Consider the following 17,926-nt stretch of genomic DNA (forward strand, 5'->3'; position numbering starts at 1 on the left):
TATTGCCACGCTGCGCGCCCGCTGTCGGCGTTTACGCCCGAGGCGGAGCAGTATTTTGCCCGAGCAATTCGGCGAGGAACGGTCCTGCCGTCCGGTGGCGGGCAAAGAGCCCTCCGGTCAGCGCCCTGGTGCCCCGCAGGGGTTCGCGGGTGGGCACACGCTGGAGCCTGCCGTAGCCCGGGACATCGAAAATGACTGAGTCCCAGCTGGCCCCCACCACGTCTTTGCCGAAGCTGCTGATGCAGCGCCCGCGGAAGAAGGCACGTGTGTCCGGCGGCGGTTCGGTCACCGCCGCGGCGATGCGGGCGTCCTCGACGACCCGCTGCATCCGGTTCCTGGCTAGAAACCGGTAGTACAGGCCCTTCTCAGGCCGGATATCGGCCCATTGCAGGTCCACAAGACCGAGCCTCGCGTCATCCCAGGCAAGGTTGTCGCGTTGGCGGTACCCCTCGAGCAGGGACAGTTTCGCCAACCATTCAACGGACGTGGCTGCCGCGTTCCTGTCGGTGTCCAGTTGGGTGAGGGTGGCTGCCCAGCGGTCGAGTACATCGTGGGTGTGGCCGTCCCCGTCCACGGCATCGCCAACCCCGGTGTCCTGCGCCAGCTTCGCCGCGGCCTCGTGGTAAATCCACTGCAGGTCCAAGGCGGTCACCCGCCTGCCGTCCAGCAGCCGAAGCTTGGCCGTCAGTGTTGTGTCGTGGCTGACTGCCTGCAGTGCCGACACCGGCTCATGGACCTCCACTTTCGGCGCGAGGCCGGCCTCGATGAGGCTGAGGACCATGGCGGTGGTGCCGAACTTGAGGTAGTTCGAGGTCTGGCTCAGGTTGGCGTCCCCGATGATGACGTGCAGGCGCCGGTATTTGTCGGCAGTGGCGTGGGGTTCATCGCGGGTGTTGATGATGGGCCGCCGGATAGTGGTTTCCAGCCCTACCTCGGCCTCGAAGAAGTCCGCCCGCTGGCTGATCTGGTAGCCGGGGGTGGAGCTGTCCTGGCCCAGGCCTACCCTCCCGGCGCCGCACATGATCTGGCGCGTCACGAAGAACGGAGTCAGCCCCCGCACGATGTCTCCGAACGGGACGGAGCGCGGCATGAGGTAGTTCTCGTGGGAGCCGTAGGAGACGGACTTGTTGTCCGTGTTGTTCTTGTACAGGTTGACGGGAGGCAGCTCCGGGTCCGCGGCCAGGCGCCGCACCGCAGCCAGTGCAACGAGGTCCCCGGCGGCGTCCCAGACCACGGCATCACGGGGATTGGTCACCTCTGGGCTTGAGTACTCCGGGTGGGCGTGGTCAACGTACAGGCGGGCGCCGTTCCCCAGGACCATGTTCATCAGGAGGCTTCCGGACTCGTCCTCGCCGTCCAGCTCCAGTTCCTCCCGGCCGTAGGCCAGTGCCACCGCTTCGGCGTCGAGCACCGGCGGCTGGTCGGTAAGCTGGCTCGGGTGGGCCGATCCCCGTTCCAGGGTCCAGCCACGGGCGTCGTGCAACGGCTCCTCGTCCGTGTAGTCCCACCGGGTTTCGGCGCCGCCGGCTGCCCGCTGCCGCGTCACGTGGGCATAAGCCTGCACGACGCGGGCGGACATCATGGTGGCGTTGGCTCCGGGCGCGGACGGCGCATGGATGCCGTACTCGGTTTCCGCGCCCATGACACGCATGGCTCCTCCGGCCGGGAGCGATCCCCCGCCGGCACGTTCCGGGACTGCTGTCACAGGTACTGCCCCGTGTTGGGCATGGTTTCGATGGATTTGCCCGGCTCCTGCCCGGCCTTGCCCTGCACGATAGTGCGGATGTATGTGATCCGCTCGCCCTTCTTACCGGAGATCCGGGCCCAGTCGTCCGGGTTGGTGGTGTTGGGCATGTCCTCGTGTTCGCGGAATTCATCAACGACGGCACGAAGGAGGTGCTCGATCCGGAGGCCCTTCTGGTGCAGGGTCAGCAGGTCCTTGATGGCGTACTTCTTGGCACGGTCCACAACGTTCTGGACCACGGCCCCGGAGTTGAAGTCCTTGAAGTACAGCATCTCCGTGTCGCCGTTGGCGTACGTGACTTCCAAGTACTCATTGGATTTCTCCGTGGAGTACATGGCTTCGACGGTCCGCTGGACCATGGCGTCCACGGTGGCCTGGACGTCGCCGTCGTGCTCTGCGAGGTCGGATTCATGGAACGGGAGGTCCGTGGTGATGTACTTGTTGAAGATGTCCGCCGCTGCTTCGGCGTCCGGACGCTGGATCTTCACTTTCACGTCAAGGCGGCCGGGCCGGAGGATGGCGGGGTCAATCATGTCCTCGCGGTTGGACGCACCGATGACAATGACGTTGTCCAGCCTCTCGACTCCGTCGATCTCACTGAGCAGCTGCGGGACGATGGTGGTCTCGACATCGGAGGAGATGCCCGTTCCGCGGGTCCGGAACAGTGAGTCCATCTCGTCGAAGAAAACCACCACGGGGCTGCCGTCTGAGGCTTTCTCGCGGGCCCGGGAGAAGATCAGGCGGATATGGCGCTCCGTCTCACCCACGTACTTATCCAGGAGCTCGGGCCCCTTGATGTTGAGGAAGTAGCTCTTCAGGTCCACGTTGCCGGACCGCTCGGCAGCCCGCGCGGCGAGCGAGTTCGCAACAGCTTTGGCGATCAGGGTTTTGCCGCAACCCGGCGGACCGTAGAGGAGGATGCCCTTGGGTGCCTTGAGGCCGTGCTCGCGGTACAGGTCCGGGTGCAGGAACGGCAGTTCAACCGCGTCCCGGATCTGCTCGATCTGCGGGCCGAGGCCGCCGATATCCTCGTAAGTGATATCCGGGACTTCCTCGAGAACCAGGTTCTCCACCTCTGAGCGCGGCACCTTCTCGAGGGCGTAGCCGGTCCGTGAGTCGATGGACAACGCGTCCCCGACCCTGAGCTTTTCGGAGAGCAGCGCGCCGGACAATCTGATGACCCGTTCTTCATCGGCGCGTCCCACCACCAGCGCGCGGTCCGCTCCCAGCATTTCCTTGAGCGTTGCAAGCTCACCGGCCCGCTCGTAGCCAAGGCCGGCAACAACCAGCAATGCCTCGTTGAGGAGGACCTCCTGGCCGACGGCGAGCTGGCTGATGTTGACCAGCGGGCTGATCCCTACCCGCATCTTCCGGCCGGCGTTGAAGATGTCCACGGATTCCTCCGTGGCCGCCTGGCTGCTGCCGCCGATGGACGGCGGACGCTTGGGGTTGAGCTGCAGAATGGTGCCAAAGCTGTATGGCGGCTGGCCTTCCTGCTCCAGCGCATTCTTGAGCCGCAGGATCTCGGCTTTGGCCGCCTCCAGCATGCTGACGAGCTTGGTGTTGTTCTGCGTAGCGGCTGCAAGCTGGCGGTCGATGTGCCTGAGCTTGTCCCTGAGGATGTTCACCTGCCGGTCCGCGACAGTCAGTTCATTGGCGGCCGACTGCTCCGCCGGTGTACGTCCGGAGTCCTGGTTCGGCGTCTCCATGATGCATCAGCCCCTTCCTGCTCTTCCTCTTAAGACCTTAGCCCCAAGTTGGCAGGTACTGCTGGCGACTCCCGAAATATGGACTAGTTCGTGACCTCGGGGTCATCCTTGACGTTGGTTCCGGCGATGGCGTCGCGTGCTGCACGGCGAAGCTTCTTGTCCGAGACGAGACGTTCGCCCACCGCGCCGGGGGTCCAGGCATTGACGTCGTCTTCGTTGAAGTCCGTCTTTGAGGGGCGCCGCTTGACTGAAATCCCGGTGACGCCGTCGGCAAGGCGGCGCGTGACCAGCAGGAAACCCGTGTGGGCCACCATGCGGTGGTCCGGGCGCACGGCGAGACCTTCCAGGTGCCAGCCACGGACCATTGACTCCCACGCGTCGGGCTCGGTGAAGCGGCCGTCGGCCCTGATGGCTTCCGCTGTCCGGGAAAGCTGCGTGACGGTGGCGACGTAGTTGATCCAGACGCCGCCGGGAGCAAGCACGGTGGCGACGGCATCGAGGCACTCCCAGGGCGCCAGCATGTCCAGCACCACGCGGTCAACGGAACCGGGGGCTTCGGTGCGGACCACTTCCTCCTGGAAATCGCCGAGTGAAATCTGCCATGCCGGGTGCGGGCCGCCAAAGATGGTCTCCACGTTGCCGCGGGCAATGTCAGCGAATTCCTCGCGCCGCTCAAAGGAATGGAGGTAGCCGTTGTCGCCCACTGCCCGCAGCAGCGAGATGGAAAGTGCGCCCGAACCCACGCCGGCTTCGACAACCCTGGCCCCGGGGAAAATATCAGCCATGGTGACGATCTGGCCGGCGTCCTTGGGGTAGACCACGGCCGCGCCACGGGGCATGGAGAGGACAAAGTCGGAAAGGAGCGGGCGCAGCGTCTGGTACTGCTGGCCAACGTTGTTCACTACCACCGAGCCGTCCACCTTGCCGATGATTTCGTCGTGGTTCAGGAAACCGCGGTGGGTATGGAAGGCACCTCCGCTTTCCAGGGTGATGGTGTTCATGCGGCCGCGCTCGTCCGTCAGCTGGACGCGTTCCCCTTCACGGAAGGGACCCCGGCGCCGGGCAGCGCCAACGGGCTGGGCGCCGGCGGTGGCCGGGCCCGACGTGGTTGCCGCTGCCGCTTCGGTGGCTGCAGTTTCGCTGCTCATGGAATTCCTCGCTCCTGTAACACTGTGGGGGCCGCGCGCATTGAAAGGGTCCGCCCGTTGCGGGGCAACCTTAGGGGCGGCCAAGCGGCAGCAATACACGACCGGCACGTAACTCTACCGGTTTTGGCCCTGCGGTTATCTATTTGAACGGACGGCCTTGCCAGTGATGGCGCCGACCACAGCGTCCTGCGCCAGGAGTCCGGTCACAATTCCGTTATGGTCCACCACCGCATATTCATGGCCTCCGAGCTGGGAAAGGTACTGGATCAGCTCCTGCCCCTGGGACCACTCGGGAACGTAGGCTCCGGGAGCCAGGGCATAGGAGACCGCGGTAACCGGCGTGGATCCCGCAGCGGAGGCCGGGACTGCAGCGACGGCGGCCCTATCGACTACACCCTGCGGGCGTCCGTCAGGCCCACAGACAACAACAGCCTGCGAAGCATCAGGTGAGAGCCTGTGGAGGTCCGTCACGGTGGCGGTGGCGGGAATGCCGACGGCGGGGCCCGCCAGCGCGGCGGCGCTGACCAGGTGCAGCCTGCCGCGCAGGGTTCCCTGCTGGATCGAGGCGCTCGCCCCCATCCACAGGAACCCGCATACAAGGACTGTGACCATCAAAACACTGAAGTCCGTCTCGCCGCCTCCGAGCAGGGGCCGGCCGATGAACCAGAGAACCAGTCCAACCACGATGACACGGCCGGCCCAACCGGCGGCAACTGTCCCCTTGGCCTGGCTCCCGGTGGCTTTCCAGACGGCCGACTCGACGATCCTTCCGCCATCCAGCGGGAGCCCCGGCAGGACGTTGAATATCCCAATGACGAAATTTGCCCACATAAAAATATTGACGAGGATCTCTGCCACGCTGCCCATGCTGACGCTGGACAGGACCACCCAGGCGCTGCCGGCGAGGGCCAGGTTCGCTGCGGGCCCGGCCAGGGCCACGATGACGGAGCGCCCGGGCGATGCCGTGAAGTTCTCAAACTGGGTGTGTCCGCCCCACAGGTTGAGCACGATCTTCTGCGTGGGCCAGCCGAAGATCTTGGCCGTAAGCGCGTGCGCCAGTTCGTGGACCAAAACGGATATCAGCAGAAGCAGGGCATAAGCGAACGCCACATAGTAGGCGGCGACGCCAAGCGCCGGATTCCTCTGCGTCAGCACCGGCCCGTAGACGATGACAGTGAACGCGGCAATCACGAACCAGGAGTAGGCAAGGATCACCGGAATACCGGCGATACGCCCAAGGCTGATGCCTTCACGGCGCCCTGTTACGGGGGCTGCACTCATGGTGTCCTCCCGGACAACGGTGCGGGCAGGACTGCGGCCGCCGCCATGCTGACCGCGGCTATGGCTTCAAGATCAGAGACCGTGCGGCCGGCCAGCGACTCCCACATGGTGTGCCTGGGGTCCTCGGGCAGCGGAACAATGTGCGGGATGGCCACGGTGGCGACGCCGGAGGCTACTGCGGCTGCCACTCCCGGCGCGGAGTCCTCCAGCGCGACGCAGTGCCCGATGGTCAGGCCGGGGTCCGCATCCTGGAGCAGTTCAACCGCCGTCAGGTACGCCTCCGGGTGCGGCTTGCCCTGGCTCACGGTGTCGCCGGTGACCAGGAACTCAAAGTACGGCTTGGGAAGGCTGGCCACAATTTCGCGTGCCAGAGGTGCTTCTGACATGGTGACCAGTGCACACCTCACGCCGGCCTGGTGCAGGTCCTCCAGAAGCTCCCGTGCACCAGGGCGCCAGGGAACCGACCGCTGGACGCTGCTGATGACCTCCGCCGTCAGCGAGTCAATGATCTCCCGGATCTCCAGCTGAACGCCGGCTTCCTGGAGGATCCCGGCTGAGTATGTCAACGACTGGCCCACGAGCTGCATGGCCTGGTGGTGCGACCAGGTTCCGCCATGGGCTCCCACCAGGGCATGTTCGGCGGCAATCCAGTAGGGCTCGGTGTCAACGATGGTGCCGTCCATATCCCAAAGTACGGCTCTGAGCGGGGACACGGAGGGTGAGGGTCGCATGTTTTCAGTCTACGATGCGGGCCTGAACGCCAGCCGGGGGATACGCCCTCGGCGAATATCAGTATTGCGTTCCCGCTCCCCCAGGTGCACCTTCATACTTTTTCGCGCTTCATTCAATGCGTCACGCCGGTTCTTGGACGTAGGGTGAAGAAATGAATAGCTTCGACGGAGACACCACGGAACCCGGTGCCACGCCTGAACCGGAGCAGTTCCTGCTGCCAGTGGCCGCTGGGGAACGCATCACTGTGATGCTTGCCGCTTTCGAGGGCTGGAATGATGCCGGCGAAGCCGCCAGTGACTCCTTGCGCTATCTGAACAGGCTTTGGGGCGGCAAGAAGGTTGCGTCCATCGATGCCGACGAATACTACGACTTCCAGTTCACCCGTCCCACCGTCCGCCGGACCGCAACGGGAGAACGCAAAATCAAGTGGCCGTCCACCCGGATCTACAAGGCGAGTGTGCCGGATTCAAATGTGGACGTCATCTTTGTCCAGGGCACTGAGCCCTCCTACAAGTGGCGCGCCTACACCGCGGAACTGCTGGTCCATGCCGAAGCGCTCAAGGTGGACTACGTGATCCTCGTGGGAGCCCTCCTGGCGGATGTCCCCCACAGCAGGCCGATCCCGGTGAGCACGTCTTCGGATGACGCCCCGCTGCGGGAGCGGCTGAACCTTGAGGCTTCCCAGTATGAAGGTCCGGTCGGTATTGTCGGCGTCCTGGCCGAGGTGGCGTTACTGGCCGGCATTCCCACCGTTTCCCTCTGGGCTGCGGTCCCGCACTACGTGGCGCAGGCCCCGTCGCCGAAAGCCCAGCTGGCTCTCCTGAACCGGGTGGAGGAGCTTCTCCAGGTCCCGCTTGATACCCACGAGCTGGCCGAGGAGTCAGCTGCCTGGGAGCGGGGCGTAGACGAATTGGCCACGGAGGATCCCGAAATCGCGGCCTATGTGCGTCAGCTCGAGGAAGCAAAGGACACTGCCGACCTCCCGGAAGCCACCGGCGAATCCATCGCCCGCGAGTTCGAGCGTTACCTCAAGCGCAGGGGCCGGGACAAACCGTAAAGTACGTCCCTAAAGTACGACGCCGAGCAGGGCGTCAGCGGCGTCGCTCACCAGTGCCTGGTCCTGCGGGCAGCCCGCTGCCGCGGCGGAGTTTGCTGCTGCTGCCCAGCGGTCCATGGCAGCCAGTGCCGCCGGCGCATCGAGGTCAGCGGCAAGGGCGGACCGCATTTCTGTGATCACTCCGGCAGCCGAACCCTCCGGCGCACCGGCAAGGGCACGCCGCCAGGTGGCCAGCCTGTCTTTCGCCTCGGCAAACCCCTCGGCCGTCCAGGACCAGTCGGAACGGTAGTGGTGCGCCAGGATCGCCAGGCGGATGGCGGCAGGCTCTTCGCCTTCGGCCCGCAGCCTGGAAACGAGGACCAGGTTGCCCTTGGACTTGCTCATCTTTTCGCCGTCGAGGCCCACCATTCCTGCGTGGGCGTAATGGTGCGCCAGCGGGACGCCGGCCAACGAATAGGCGTGGCCGGCACCCATCTCATGGTGGGGGAAGATGAGGTCCGTGCCGCCGCCCTGGACCGTGAAGGGGGCGGGAAGGTACTGCTGGGCGATGACCGTGCACTCGATGTGCCAGCCCGGCCTACCCTCACCCAGTTCGCCGCCGTGCCACTTCGGCTCGCCCTCCCGGGCCACGCGCCACAGCAGCGGGTCCAGGGCCTGCCGTTTTCCGGCACGGCCGGGGTCCCCGCCGCGTTCGGCAAACAGTTCCAGCATTTCCGACTCTCCCAAATGGGAGATGGAACCAAGGGTCCAGGCGTCCGGGGCGACGGTGTGCTTCCCGGCGGCTTCGACGTCGTAGTAGACGTCGCCGTCGGGCTCTCCCGCTGTGCCGGGTACGCGGTACGCGAGCCCGAGATCCACCAGCCGCTCGATGGCCGGAACAATCAGGGGCACCGATTCAACAGCGCCCACGTAGTGGTCCGGCGCCAGGACGTTCAACGCCTCCATGTCGGTCTGGAAAAGCTCAATCTGGCTCGCCGCCAGGTCCCGCCAGTCGACGCCGGTGGCCGTGGCTCGCTCCAGCAAGGGGTCGTCGACGTCGGTCACGTTCTGCACATAGGAGACCTGTTGGCCGGCATCGCGCCATGCCCTGTTCAGAAGGTCAAACGCAACGTAGCTGGCGGCGTGGCCCATGTGGGTGGCGTCATAGGGAGTTATTCCGCAGACATACATGGACTGCTCACCGCCGGCCGGAAGTGCCGCCTCTTTCCCCTGGGCTGTGTCGAACAGCCGGAGGGCGGGCATGGTGCCGGGCAGCACGGGGACAGGGCGGGAGGTCCAGGATTTCACAGACCAAGCCTAGTGCTAGGCGCTGATGACATTGAAACCGAGCAGGAGGTAAAGGGCCATACCCAGGATGATGCGGTACCAGACAAAGAGCCGGTAGCTCCGGGTGGAGATGAATTTGAGGAACCAGCCGATGATCACATAGCCCACCACGAACGCGATGACTGTGGCGAGCGCAGTCTCTGGAAGACCGTACGGCCCGGTAAGGCCTTCCTTGGAAACCACTTTGTACAGCTGGTAGAGGCCGCTGCCGAACACCGCAGGGATCGCAAGGAGGAAGGAATACCGGGCAGCAGCCTCACGGGTGTAGCCCATGAGGAGACCTGCCGTGATGGTCCCGCCGGACCGGGATACGCCCGGAATGAGGGCAAGTGCCTGGGCGAAGCCGTAGAGGATGCCGTGTTTATAAGTCAGCCGTGTAAGTTCGCGTTCCTGCTTCCCTATCGCATCCGCCACTGCCAGGAAGAGCCCGAAAACAATAAGCATCGTCGCCACGAGCCACAGGCTGCGGAGCACGGATTCGATCTGGTCCTGGAACAGCAGTCCGAGCACGATGATGGGGAGGCTGCCCAGGATGACCAGCCATCCCATGCGGGCATCCGGGTCCTGCCGGGAGATTTTTCCGGTAAGGGAGCCTGCCCACGCCTTGACGATCCGGACGATGTCGCGCCAGAAGTAGACCACCACCGCTGTTTCCGTGCCCAGTTGGGTTATTGCCGTAAAGGCCGCCCCCGGGTCAGCGGCGTTTGGCAGGAATTGGCCTACGATGCGCAGATGCGCGCTTGATGAAATCGGAAGAAATTCGGTCAGTCCCTGCACAAGGCCCAGCAGGGCCGCCTCAAACCAGTTCACGCTAAGACCCTACGTCATGGACCTGAGTTCAATCCCCGTAAGCTTGCAGCTATGCAGCAGCGTTACGTCGGCAACAGTGGATTGCGAGTCTCCGCCCTCTCTCTCGGCACCATGTCCTGGGCCGGTGAAACCGACGAACAGGACGCCACTGAGATATTGCGGACCTTCGTCGATGGTGGTGGAAAACTCATCGATACTGCTGCCTCGTACGCTGACGGGCGGGCCGAGGCCATGATCGGCTCTCTGCTCGGTGACGTCGTCTCCCGCACTGAGGTGTGCATCTCCACGAAAGCGGGGACGTCGACGTCGGACGGCCGCCGGACGGTTGACACCTCCAGGAACGCGATGCTGACCGGCCTGGACGCCAGCCTTGCCAGGCTTGGGACCGACTATGTGGACCTCTGGTTTGCCCAGGCATGGGACGGAAACGTGCCACTGGAGGAGACCCTGTCCGCCCTAGAATTCGCGCTCCACAGCGGCCGCGCCCGGTACGTGGGGATCTCGAATTTCAACGGCTGGCAGAGCGCCAAAGCAGCCGCCGTGGCCGGGTTTCCCATGGTTGCCGCACAGGCCGAGTATTCGCTCCTGCAACGAAAGCCGGAGGCGGAACTGATACCCGCCGTCGAAGATGCCGGGCTCGGGCTCATGGCGTGGGCGCCATTGGGGCGTGGTGTCCTGACTGGAAAGTACCGCAGCAGCATTCCTGCCGATTCCCGCGCGGCCCGCACTGATTCTGCCCCGTATGTGGAACCGTATCTGGCGCCGGAGCCCTCAAGCGTTGTGGAGGCGGTTGCGATGGCCGCCAAGGGGTTGGGACGGACGTCACTGGACGTTTCGCTGAGCTGGCTGCTGGCCCAGCACGGCGTGGCAACGGCCGTCATCGGGCCCCGGACCCCCGTCCAGGCCAAGGAAATCCTGGCCGCCCAGCTCACGCGCCTTCCACCGGAAATTGCCCGTGCGCTTGAGGACGTATCCCAGCCCGGCTAGCCGCTCCTTGGCCGGGTTACGCAAATTCAGTCTTCGAGGATCTCGATGTCCTCGTCGTCGTCGACACCGGATTCCTCGTCCTCGTCCTCGTCTTCCTCATCGTCAAAGACCTGGAGGGGTGTGACTTCGCTGTAAGCCTCGTAGATTGCGTCTTCATAGACCTCGAAAGCATCGGCCACCGCGAAAAACGCGGCTTCAACGGCAGGATCCCCATCTCCGCGTCGGTTGGATGCTGCTATAAGGTGTTCTTCCAAGGCGGTGGTCAAGGATTGAAGCGCGACACGCGGATCGATGCTCATGACTTCACGTTAGCCGGAAAAGGACGAAAATGGAGAGCAATGAAGGAACATTTTCTGGCCAGCTCGGTCCAGCGGGAACGGGACTTTCTCGGTCAGTACGAGTACCTCGTACTGACGGTCAGTCCCGTCGATTCACTGCCTGAAGCCAGGCGCCGGCTCGTGGAGCACTCCGAATACGGCAAGTGGGAACTCGAACGCAGCAAGCTGTATCTTGGCGGCGCCAGGCGCTTCTGGCTCCGCCGGCGTGTCATGCAGGTCCGGCGGACCGTCTAGGTCTCAAGAGGTCCCAGCCAGGCGTTCGCCACGGTGTTGTGGGCTGATTCATCATCCGAGGGATGGAACATCCCGGCCAGTACGTCGCGGTACAAACGTTCGAGTTCCGAGCCCCGGAAGTAACTGGACCCCCCACTGACGCGGATCGCCAGGTCCACCACCCGGCGCGCCGTCTCCGTCGCATTGACTTTCAATCCAACGAGTTTGGGAAACCACTGGGCACCATGTTCGGCGAGGGCATCGACGTCGCGGGTTACGGACTGCAGTTGGGGGTAGAGGCTGTCCATCGCCATGGCGGCCTCGGCCACCTTCCACCGGATGTCCGGGTCCTGGGAGTAGCTTCTGCCGTCGTTCTTGAACGATGTCCGTCGTTTCACGGCCTCCACCGCCAGAACAACGGCTCTCTCGCCGATGCCCGTATATACGGCGGCGAGGAGGGATTCGAAGCAGGCGAAAATGGCAAAAATCAGCGGGTCCGGGGCCGGCCCGACGGGCAGCCTGCGGAAGATCCGGTCGGCACCCACCTCCACTCCCTCCAGCACCGTGGTGTTGGACTGGCTGGCGCGCATGCCGAGGGTGTTCCAGTCGTCCAGGATCCTGTACCCGGGGGTGTCCCGGGTGATGAACCCGTGGACCAGTTCCCCCTGGCCATCCCGCCCCTGGCCGTCCTTGCCGAAGATCCCCAGCCGCGTCCACGCCGGCGAAAGGCTTGTGAAGATCTTCGTCCCGGTAAAGCTGTAGCCTCCGCCCGGAAGTGCGACGGCATCAGTCTTTGAGTCGAAAAGTACGGAATCGTTGCCTGCTTCAGAGTTTCCGAACGCAAAGATCTCTCCCCCGCCGGCTTCCCGCAGGACAAAGTCCAGGGACCGGTCCCCCCGGGCTGCCAAGACCTGCGCGACGCCGGTCCACACCAGATGCATGTTGACCGCCAGGGCGGTGGCCGGGGCGGCCGTCGCCAACCTCCGCTGGCACTGGGCTGCAGCCTCGAGCCCGAGCCCCCGACCGCCGTCGGACATGGGAACAAACATTTTGAGATAGCCGGCCGCCGTCAACTCCTCAAGGTCTTCGGTGAAGAATGCGTTGTCCCGGTCGTAGCCTGCAGCGCGCCCGCGGATGGCTTCGATAAGCGGTTCGGGGAGCACTTCTTCGGGAGTCAAGGCCGGCTTCCTCAGTAGTTGGTGAGAAGGGTGTTCAGGACCCGGGCACCGAACTTCAGCGAGTCGGCCGGGACCCTTTCATCCACGCCATGGAACATGCCGGTGAAATCGAGTTCGTCCGGCAGTTGGAGCGGAGCGAAGCCGTAGCCTGTGATGCCCAATCGGCTGAGTGACTTGTTGTCCGTTCCCCCGGAGAGCGTGTAGGGCAGAACCTTGGCCCCGGGGTCCTCGGAGTGGAGTGCGTCGATCATGGAGTCCACCAGGTTTCCGGCGAACGGGACTTCGAGTGAGACGTCGTTGTGGACGTAGCTGACTTCGACGCCGGCGCCGGCGAGGTCCCTTACGATCTCCAGGACGTGGTCCTGCTGGCCGGGCAAGGTCCGGCAGTCCACCAGGGCTTCGGCAGATTCGGGGATGACGTTGTGCTTGTAGCCGCCCTTGAGCAATGTGGGGTTGGTGGTGTTCTGCAGGGTGGCTCCCACGAACCGGGCCACCGTGCCGAGCTGGTCCAGCAGGCGGTCAGGGTTATCCGGATCGAACTCGACGCCGGTGAGTTCTGTCACGCCGTCCAGGAACTGAATCGTGGTGGGGGTCAGTTCGATGGGCCATTTGTATTCGCCGATCCGGGTCACCGCCGCGGCCAGGCGCGTGACCGCGTTGTCGGTGTTGATCTGCGAACCATGGCCTGCGCGGCCGTGGGCTACGAGGCGAAGCCACGATATGCCCTTCTCGGCTGTTTGCAGGAGATAAGTGCGCTGACCGCCGATGGTCGCTGAGAACCCGCCGACCTCCGAGATGGCTTCCGTTGCTCCATCGAAAAGCTCCGGCCGCTTGTCCACCGCATAGCGGGCGCCGTACTCGCCGCCCGCTTCCTCATCGGCGAAGAAAGCGAAGACAATGTCGCGTTTGGGCTTGCGTCCCGATCTGGCGAAATCCCGCATAACGGAGAGGATCATGGCGTCCATGTCCTTCATGTCAACTGCCCCGCGGCCCCAGATGAGCCCGTCCTTCAGTTCGGCGCCGAAAGGATCCACCGACCACTGTTCACGCAGGGCTGGAACCACATCCAGATGGCCATGCACCACCAACGCACTGGCCGATGGGTCCTCCCCTTCCATCCGGGTCACCACGCTGGCCCGGCCCGGGGCGGATTCGAAGATCTCGGCCGTGAGGCCGACCTCCTCGATCAGTCCCGCGGTGTATTCAGCCGCCGCGCGCTCCCCCGGCCCGGATCCGTCACCAAAGTTCGAGGTGTCGATTCGGATGAGTTCCTGGCAGATCCGGACTACTTCATCCTCGGCACGGATGTCAGACATAAAAACTCCTTGGGCGGTAGGACGGCGGCTAAGAAGCTGTGCGGCCTCATGTGCCTTCAGCCTACCCAGTTGTCCCGATTCCATCTTTCCGGAAAGTTCGTGTTAGAGTTTTTCTCGCTGCTTCGGACAAGAGCGAAACGCTGAAAGGCGGAATCGCGGTCCGAATTACCACCTGCGCGGGTGGCGGAATGGCAGACGCGCTAGCTTGAGGTGCTAGTCCTCGAAAGGGGGTGGGGGTTCAAGTCCCCCTCCGCGCACAATGGGAAAAGCCCTTGGAATTCACGGATTCCAGGGGCTTTTCTGCGTCTACGGCCCCTCAGGCCGTGACCCAAAAGGGATCACCACGAAGGGCTGACCACGGTGCCGCACCCAGAGACACGGCGGATCCCGCAAAGATGTAGAGGCTGCCGGTCTCAAGATCCTTGACCTGTGAGGGTTCGGGCATGTAGCCGAAGAAGAGGGCACTCCGCAGTCCTATGGCGATGAGGACCACGGCGGCAATGACCAGCAGGCCCCAGAGCACGGTTCCAGGCCATCCCCCGCGGCGTGCAGTTCGGTTCTCGCTCACTTGAATTCCCCCTGTTAGCCGCCGGTTGATCAGGAATGCGCCCCGGTGCGTGCCTTAAATGGCGAAAGCCCCTGAAATCCGTGGATTCCGGGGGCTTTCTGTGACCTCACGTGCTGAGGGCCCGGCCTGCTCTGGAGCGGATGAAGTCATGGTCTTCCTTGGACAGGGCCATCTCCCCATGCTGCCCGGTGGCAGGATCTGCTCCGGTTTCCTTGGAGATGATGGACGTGATTGTCCGCGGAAGAATCTGGCATCCCGGGTTCTCGATGAGCCACGTCTGCGTGGCCGGGTCGAGGCGGTCCCAATTGTCTTTGATGTTCATCGTGATCGATGCTGCCTTCCGAATGGGTGCTGGTTCTCACGGTGTGCAACATGGTATTGACGAGGAATATGAGAGGTCCCCGAGCCCCCAAAGTACGCCACTCCACTACGGAAGACAACGAAAATTTTCCGCCTTCTGCCGGCGCCTCTGGGGGATTGCGAATACCTCCCGTTCCCAACCCCGTGTTCGCGCCCTCACCAGCCGGCAGTGGAGGTGCCGTTGGTCACATCCGGTGCACTTTCCGGCGGATGTGGGGTTTAATTCCGTGAACCTATTGGGGAATACCAGTGTGATGCTGTACGTTTCATACGCGACAGACGAACCAAAGAAAAGAGAAACACCTAAGTGGCAACCGATTACGACGAGCTCCGTTCCGACGTCAAGGAATCACAGGACAACTCGCTCGAGCAGCTTCAGTCAGCCAACGCGCCGGACGCCCGCAGCGTGGTCCTCGAGCTCGATGAAGCAGACGGACTGGACGGCGCCGGTGTTCCCGGAGGCGAATTCGTAGCCGAAGAACTGGTGGTTCAGGTCATCCCGCAGGCCGACGACGAGTTCACCTGCTATTCCTGCTTCCTGGTCCGGCACCGCTCACAGATTGCGAAGCAGAAAGACGGACACACTTACTGCACGGACTGCGAAGGCTGATCCGTCACAAAGGACTTCCCGGCGCCGGCCATTTCCGGTGCCGGCAGCACATGTAAGGCACGGCCACCCAATGGTGGACGTGCCTTACGTGTTGTGGGGCTACCGGCCTCTAGGCAAGGCGGCTGCGGACGATCTGGCTCACGGCCTTGCCGTCGAAGCGGCCCGCAACTTTCGCGGTCACGGGTTTCATGACCTCTCCCATCTGCCGGGCCGTCAGCTCCCGTCCCTCTTCCCGCAGGCCGGCGATGACCTCATCCACGATCGCCTCCACTTCCGCCTGCGTTAAGGCCTGGGGCAGATAGGCCTCGATAACCTGTGCTTCGGCAATTTCGGCGGCAGCGCGCTCAGGCTCGCCTGCCTCGGTGTAGATGCGGGCCGTATCGCGCCGCTTGGCTGCTTCCTTCTGCAGCAGTGCCGTCACCTGGAGGTCGTCAAGCTCGATGGGAGCTTTGCCTGACTTCTCCCGCGTTTCGATTTCGCCCAATACATTGCGGACGGTCGTCAACGCCGTCTTGTTGCGTTCCTTCATATGGACTACGACGTCGGCATGCAGCCGTTCCTTCAAAGTGCTCACGATTTCCTCTGTTCATCAACGCCAGGCCCGGCGGGTGGTCTTTCAGGGTCCTCTAGTACCGTAGAGGTCTATGGCTGACAATGACCACTCCCCCTCCTGACCGCCATGATCCCCCTCCCCGGGCAACTGTGGCAACGGCTGATCGAAGCCTTCAGCCGCACGGCACCGCCCGCCGTAACGCTTACCGAGCTGTTGGTTGTCCTGGCCGCAGCGATCGCGTTGTCCATCCCGCGGCAGACCTGGCAGTACTTCGGCCTGCTGGCAACAGCTACCCATGAGCTCGGCCATGCCTTCGCCGCTGTACTGAGCGGACAGCGCCTCGGCGGGATCCACCTCAGGCTCGACCACTCAGGCACAACCACCAGCTACAGCCGCCGGCCAATTGCCGCCGTCTGGTCCGGGTTCTGGGGGTACCCCGTACCGGCCCTGGTGGGCGCGGCATTCGTGTGGTGCGGCTTCAGCGGCTGGGGACCTGCCGCACTCGTCGTCGGAACCCTCATACTGCTTGTCTCGCTCATCTTCATCCGTAACCTGGCAGGGCTGCTGATCACCGCGGTTTGTGTCCTCGGCAGCGCCGCACTGGTCCTGTGGGTGCCTGCCGAATTCAGCGGTCCCGCAGCGATCGTTCTGGGACTGGCCCTGCTCGTGGCCGCTGTCCGGGACCTCATCAAACTGACCAACGTGCACCTCCGCCGGCGCGACAGACTGGCCAGTTCCGACGCCTACCTGCTGTACCGGGCCACGTCGGTGCCGGCTTTTATCTGGATAGTCCTGTTCACCGCGGTCGTGGCAGGCTGCTGGCTGGTCGCCTGGCTCCCCATCTCCACGATCCTTGCCGCCGGCGCATAGGCTGGTCCCATGAGCCAGGAAACGCAAGCGACCCAGAAGACCACGGGAACCCCGGACCACAGCACCCGTGGCGCCTACGTCACCGGCGGAGCGGAATTCACCCGGGACACGAATTACATAGAGGACCGGATTACCCGTGACGGGCGTGCCGGCGACAACGGCGAGCCGGGCTGGGCCGTGGAAGCCGGCCGCTACCGGCTGATAGCGGCGCGTGCGTGCCCCTGGGCAAACCGGACCGTGATCGTGCGCAGGCTCCTTGGGCTGGAGGACGCCATCTCTTTGGGCCAGCCTGGTCCCACCCACGACGCACGCTCATGGACCTTTGACCTGGACCCCGGCGGGGTGGACCCTGTGCTCGGTATAGAACGGATCCAGGAGTCTTATTTCCGTCGCTTCCCGGATTATCCGCGCGGCATTACCGTACCGGCCATCGTCGACGTGCCCAGCGGCGCGGTGGTGACGAACAACTTTCCGCAGATCACCCTTGACTTCTCCACGGAATGGACCGCGTTTCACCGTGACGGCGCCCCGGACCTTTACCCCGAGGCCCTCCGGGAGGAGATCGACGCGGTCAATAAGCGGGTTTTCACTGAGGTCAACAACGGCGTTTACCGGTGCGGCTTCGCCGGCTCCCAGGACGCCTACAACGCCGCGTACGACCGCCTGTGGACGGCATTGGACTGGCTTGAGGAACGCCTCACCGGCCAGAGATTCCTGGTGGGCGAGACCATCACTGAGGCGGACGTGCGACTGTTCACCACTCTTGCCCGCTTCGACCCGGTGTACCACGGGCATTTCAAGTGCAACCGGCAGAAACTGACCGAGCTGCCAGCGCTTTGGGGATATGCACGGGATCTCTTCCAGACCCCCGGCTTTGGCGACACCATCGACTTCGTCCAGATCAAGCAGCACTATTACATCGTTCATGAGGACATCAACCCCACCGGGATCGTTCCGCAGGGACCTGATCTTGCCGGCTGGCTGGAGCCGCACAACAGGGAAGCCCTTGGCGGCCGGCCGTTCGGCGACGGCACTCCTCCTGGGCCGGTCCGGCCCGGCGAGGAAGTCGCGGCGGGCCACGGCGCGCGTTCCTGAAGGAAAGCGCTTTCTGACCCGCTAGGCTGGG

The 17,926-nt window shown here is 64.0% G+C and carries 19 protein-coding genes and 1 tRNA gene; 7 read left to right on the plus strand and 13 right to left on the minus strand.

Translation table 11 applies throughout. The features are described 5' to 3' along the window. Positions 1-31 precede the first annotated feature (31 nt). From dop to ABIA70_RS15400, 5 genes are all read right to left on the minus strand, one after another. Positions 32-1,651, minus strand: coding sequence for a depupylase/deamidase Dop (gene dop / locus ABIA70_RS15380; RefSeq protein ID WP_354148696.1), 1,620 nt, complete (start codon positions 1,649-1,651; stop codon positions 32-34). Positions 1,652-1,701: 50 nt separating this feature from the next. Continuing rightward, entirely contained in the window at positions 1,702-3,453 is a 1,752-nt protein-coding gene (gene arc, locus ABIA70_RS15385) for a proteasome ATPase (protein WP_354148442.1), read from the minus strand. Between the two features lie 83 nt (positions 3,454-3,536). Next, positions 3,537-4,601: a tRNA (adenine-N1)-methyltransferase gene (locus ABIA70_RS15390; RefSeq protein ID WP_354148443.1), complete on the minus strand. Its 1,065-nt coding sequence runs from the start codon at positions 4,599-4,601 to the stop codon at positions 3,537-3,539. A gap of 135 nt (positions 4,602-4,736) precedes the next feature. Continuing rightward, positions 4,737-5,882, minus strand: a complete 1,146-nt coding sequence (locus tag ABIA70_RS15395; RefSeq protein ID WP_354148444.1) for a site-2 protease family protein — start codon at positions 5,880-5,882, stop codon at positions 4,737-4,739. Then, positions 5,879-6,565 carry an HAD family hydrolase gene (locus ABIA70_RS15400; protein ID WP_354148697.1) on the minus strand — a complete coding sequence of 229 codons (687 nt, stop codon included), beginning with the start codon at positions 6,563-6,565 and terminating at the stop codon, positions 5,879-5,881. Before ABIA70_RS15400 ends, ABIA70_RS15395 begins: the two co-directional genes overlap by 4 nt. Before the next feature lie 200 nt (positions 6,566-6,765). On the opposite strand from ABIA70_RS15400, the gene ABIA70_RS15405 reads away from it, so the two are divergent. Continuing rightward, positions 6,766-7,671, plus strand: coding sequence for a PAC2 family protein (locus ABIA70_RS15405; RefSeq protein WP_354148445.1), 906 nt, complete (start codon positions 6,766-6,768; stop codon positions 7,669-7,671). 9 nt (positions 7,672-7,680) lie between these two features. Here ABIA70_RS15405 and mshC read toward each other — a convergent pair whose 3' ends face one another. Next, positions 7,681-8,958 carry a cysteine--1-D-myo-inosityl 2-amino-2-deoxy-alpha-D-glucopyranoside ligase gene (gene mshC, locus ABIA70_RS15410; RefSeq protein WP_354148446.1) on the minus strand — a complete coding sequence of 426 codons (1,278 nt, stop codon included), beginning with the start codon at positions 8,956-8,958 and terminating at the stop codon, positions 7,681-7,683. 15 nt (positions 8,959-8,973) lie between these two features. Next, the gene (locus ABIA70_RS15415) at positions 8,974-9,807 is read right to left on the minus strand and encodes an undecaprenyl-diphosphate phosphatase (protein WP_354148447.1); all 834 of its coding nucleotides are present in this window, start codon (positions 9,805-9,807) and stop codon (positions 8,974-8,976) included. 51 nt (positions 9,808-9,858) lie between these two features. Here ABIA70_RS15415 and ABIA70_RS15420 point away from each other — a divergent pair, with 51 nt between their 5' ends. Next, positions 9,859-10,794, plus strand: coding sequence for an aldo/keto reductase (locus ABIA70_RS15420; protein WP_354148448.1), 936 nt, complete (start codon positions 9,859-9,861; stop codon positions 10,792-10,794). Between the two features lie 26 nt (positions 10,795-10,820). Here the strand turns inward: ABIA70_RS15420 and ABIA70_RS15425 are convergent, their stop codons facing one another. After that, positions 10,821-11,093: a hypothetical protein gene (locus ABIA70_RS15425; RefSeq protein ID WP_354148449.1), complete on the minus strand. Its 273-nt coding sequence runs from the start codon at positions 11,091-11,093 to the stop codon at positions 10,821-10,823. Between the two features lie 39 nt (positions 11,094-11,132). Here ABIA70_RS15425 and ABIA70_RS15430 point away from each other — a divergent pair, with 39 nt between their 5' ends. Next, positions 11,133-11,366, plus strand: coding sequence for a DUF5703 family protein (locus tag ABIA70_RS15430; protein WP_354148450.1), 234 nt, complete (start codon positions 11,133-11,135; stop codon positions 11,364-11,366). Here ABIA70_RS15430 and ABIA70_RS15435 read toward each other — a convergent pair. Both ABIA70_RS15435 and ABIA70_RS15440 read right to left on the minus strand, forming a co-directional pair. Continuing rightward, entirely contained in the window at positions 11,363-12,523 is a 1,161-nt protein-coding gene (locus ABIA70_RS15435) for an acyl-CoA dehydrogenase family protein (RefSeq protein WP_354148451.1), read from the minus strand. The genes ABIA70_RS15430 and ABIA70_RS15435 overlap by 4 nt on opposite strands. Positions 12,524-12,534: 11 nt before the next feature. Next, positions 12,535-13,839: a M20/M25/M40 family metallo-hydrolase gene (locus ABIA70_RS15440; protein WP_354148452.1), complete on the minus strand. Its 1,305-nt coding sequence runs from the start codon at positions 13,837-13,839 to the stop codon at positions 12,535-12,537. 174 nt (positions 13,840-14,013) lie between these two features. On the opposite strand from ABIA70_RS15440, the gene ABIA70_RS15445 reads away from it, so the two are divergent. Further along, positions 14,014-14,096 (plus strand) — tRNA-Leu (locus ABIA70_RS15445). 59 nt (positions 14,097-14,155) lie between these two features. Here the strand turns inward: ABIA70_RS15445 and ABIA70_RS15450 are convergent. Further along, a complete protein-coding gene (locus ABIA70_RS15450; RefSeq protein WP_354148453.1) occupies positions 14,156-14,407 on the minus strand; it encodes a hypothetical protein in 252 nt (83 codons plus the stop codon). 106 nt (positions 14,408-14,513) lie between these two features. After that, positions 14,514-14,729 carry a hypothetical protein gene (locus ABIA70_RS15455; RefSeq protein WP_354148454.1) on the minus strand — a complete coding sequence of 72 codons (216 nt, stop codon included), beginning with the start codon at positions 14,727-14,729 and terminating at the stop codon, positions 14,514-14,516. Between the two features lie 345 nt (positions 14,730-15,074). On the opposite strand from ABIA70_RS15455, the gene ABIA70_RS15460 reads away from it, so the two are divergent. Then, positions 15,075-15,377, plus strand: a complete 303-nt coding sequence (locus ABIA70_RS15460) for a DUF4193 domain-containing protein (RefSeq protein ID WP_108598821.1) — start codon at positions 15,075-15,077, stop codon at positions 15,375-15,377. A gap of 109 nt (positions 15,378-15,486) precedes the next feature. Here ABIA70_RS15460 and ABIA70_RS15465 read toward each other — a convergent pair whose 3' ends face one another. Further along, positions 15,487-15,951 (minus strand): GatB/YqeY domain-containing protein, encoded by a 465-nt coding sequence (locus ABIA70_RS15465; RefSeq protein WP_354148455.1) that lies wholly within the window; start codon positions 15,949-15,951, stop codon positions 15,487-15,489. A 105-nt stretch (positions 15,952-16,056) separates the two neighbouring features. Here ABIA70_RS15465 and ABIA70_RS15470 point away from each other — a divergent pair, with 105 nt between their 5' ends. Together ABIA70_RS15470 and ABIA70_RS15475 are read left to right on the plus strand one after the other, a co-directional pair. Continuing rightward, positions 16,057-16,800, plus strand: coding sequence for a M50 family metallopeptidase (locus ABIA70_RS15470; protein WP_354148456.1), 744 nt, complete (start codon positions 16,057-16,059; stop codon positions 16,798-16,800). A 9-nt stretch (positions 16,801-16,809) separates the two neighbouring features. Beyond that, entirely contained in the window at positions 16,810-17,895 is a 1,086-nt protein-coding gene (locus ABIA70_RS15475) for a glutathione S-transferase family protein (protein ID WP_354148457.1), read from the plus strand. The last annotated feature ends 31 nt before the right edge of the window (positions 17,896-17,926 follow it).

Source organism: Arthrobacter sp. 754 (genome assembly GCF_040548695.1).
In the GTDB taxonomy this organism is placed as follows: domain Bacteria; phylum Actinomycetota; class Actinomycetes; order Actinomycetales; family Micrococcaceae; genus Arthrobacter.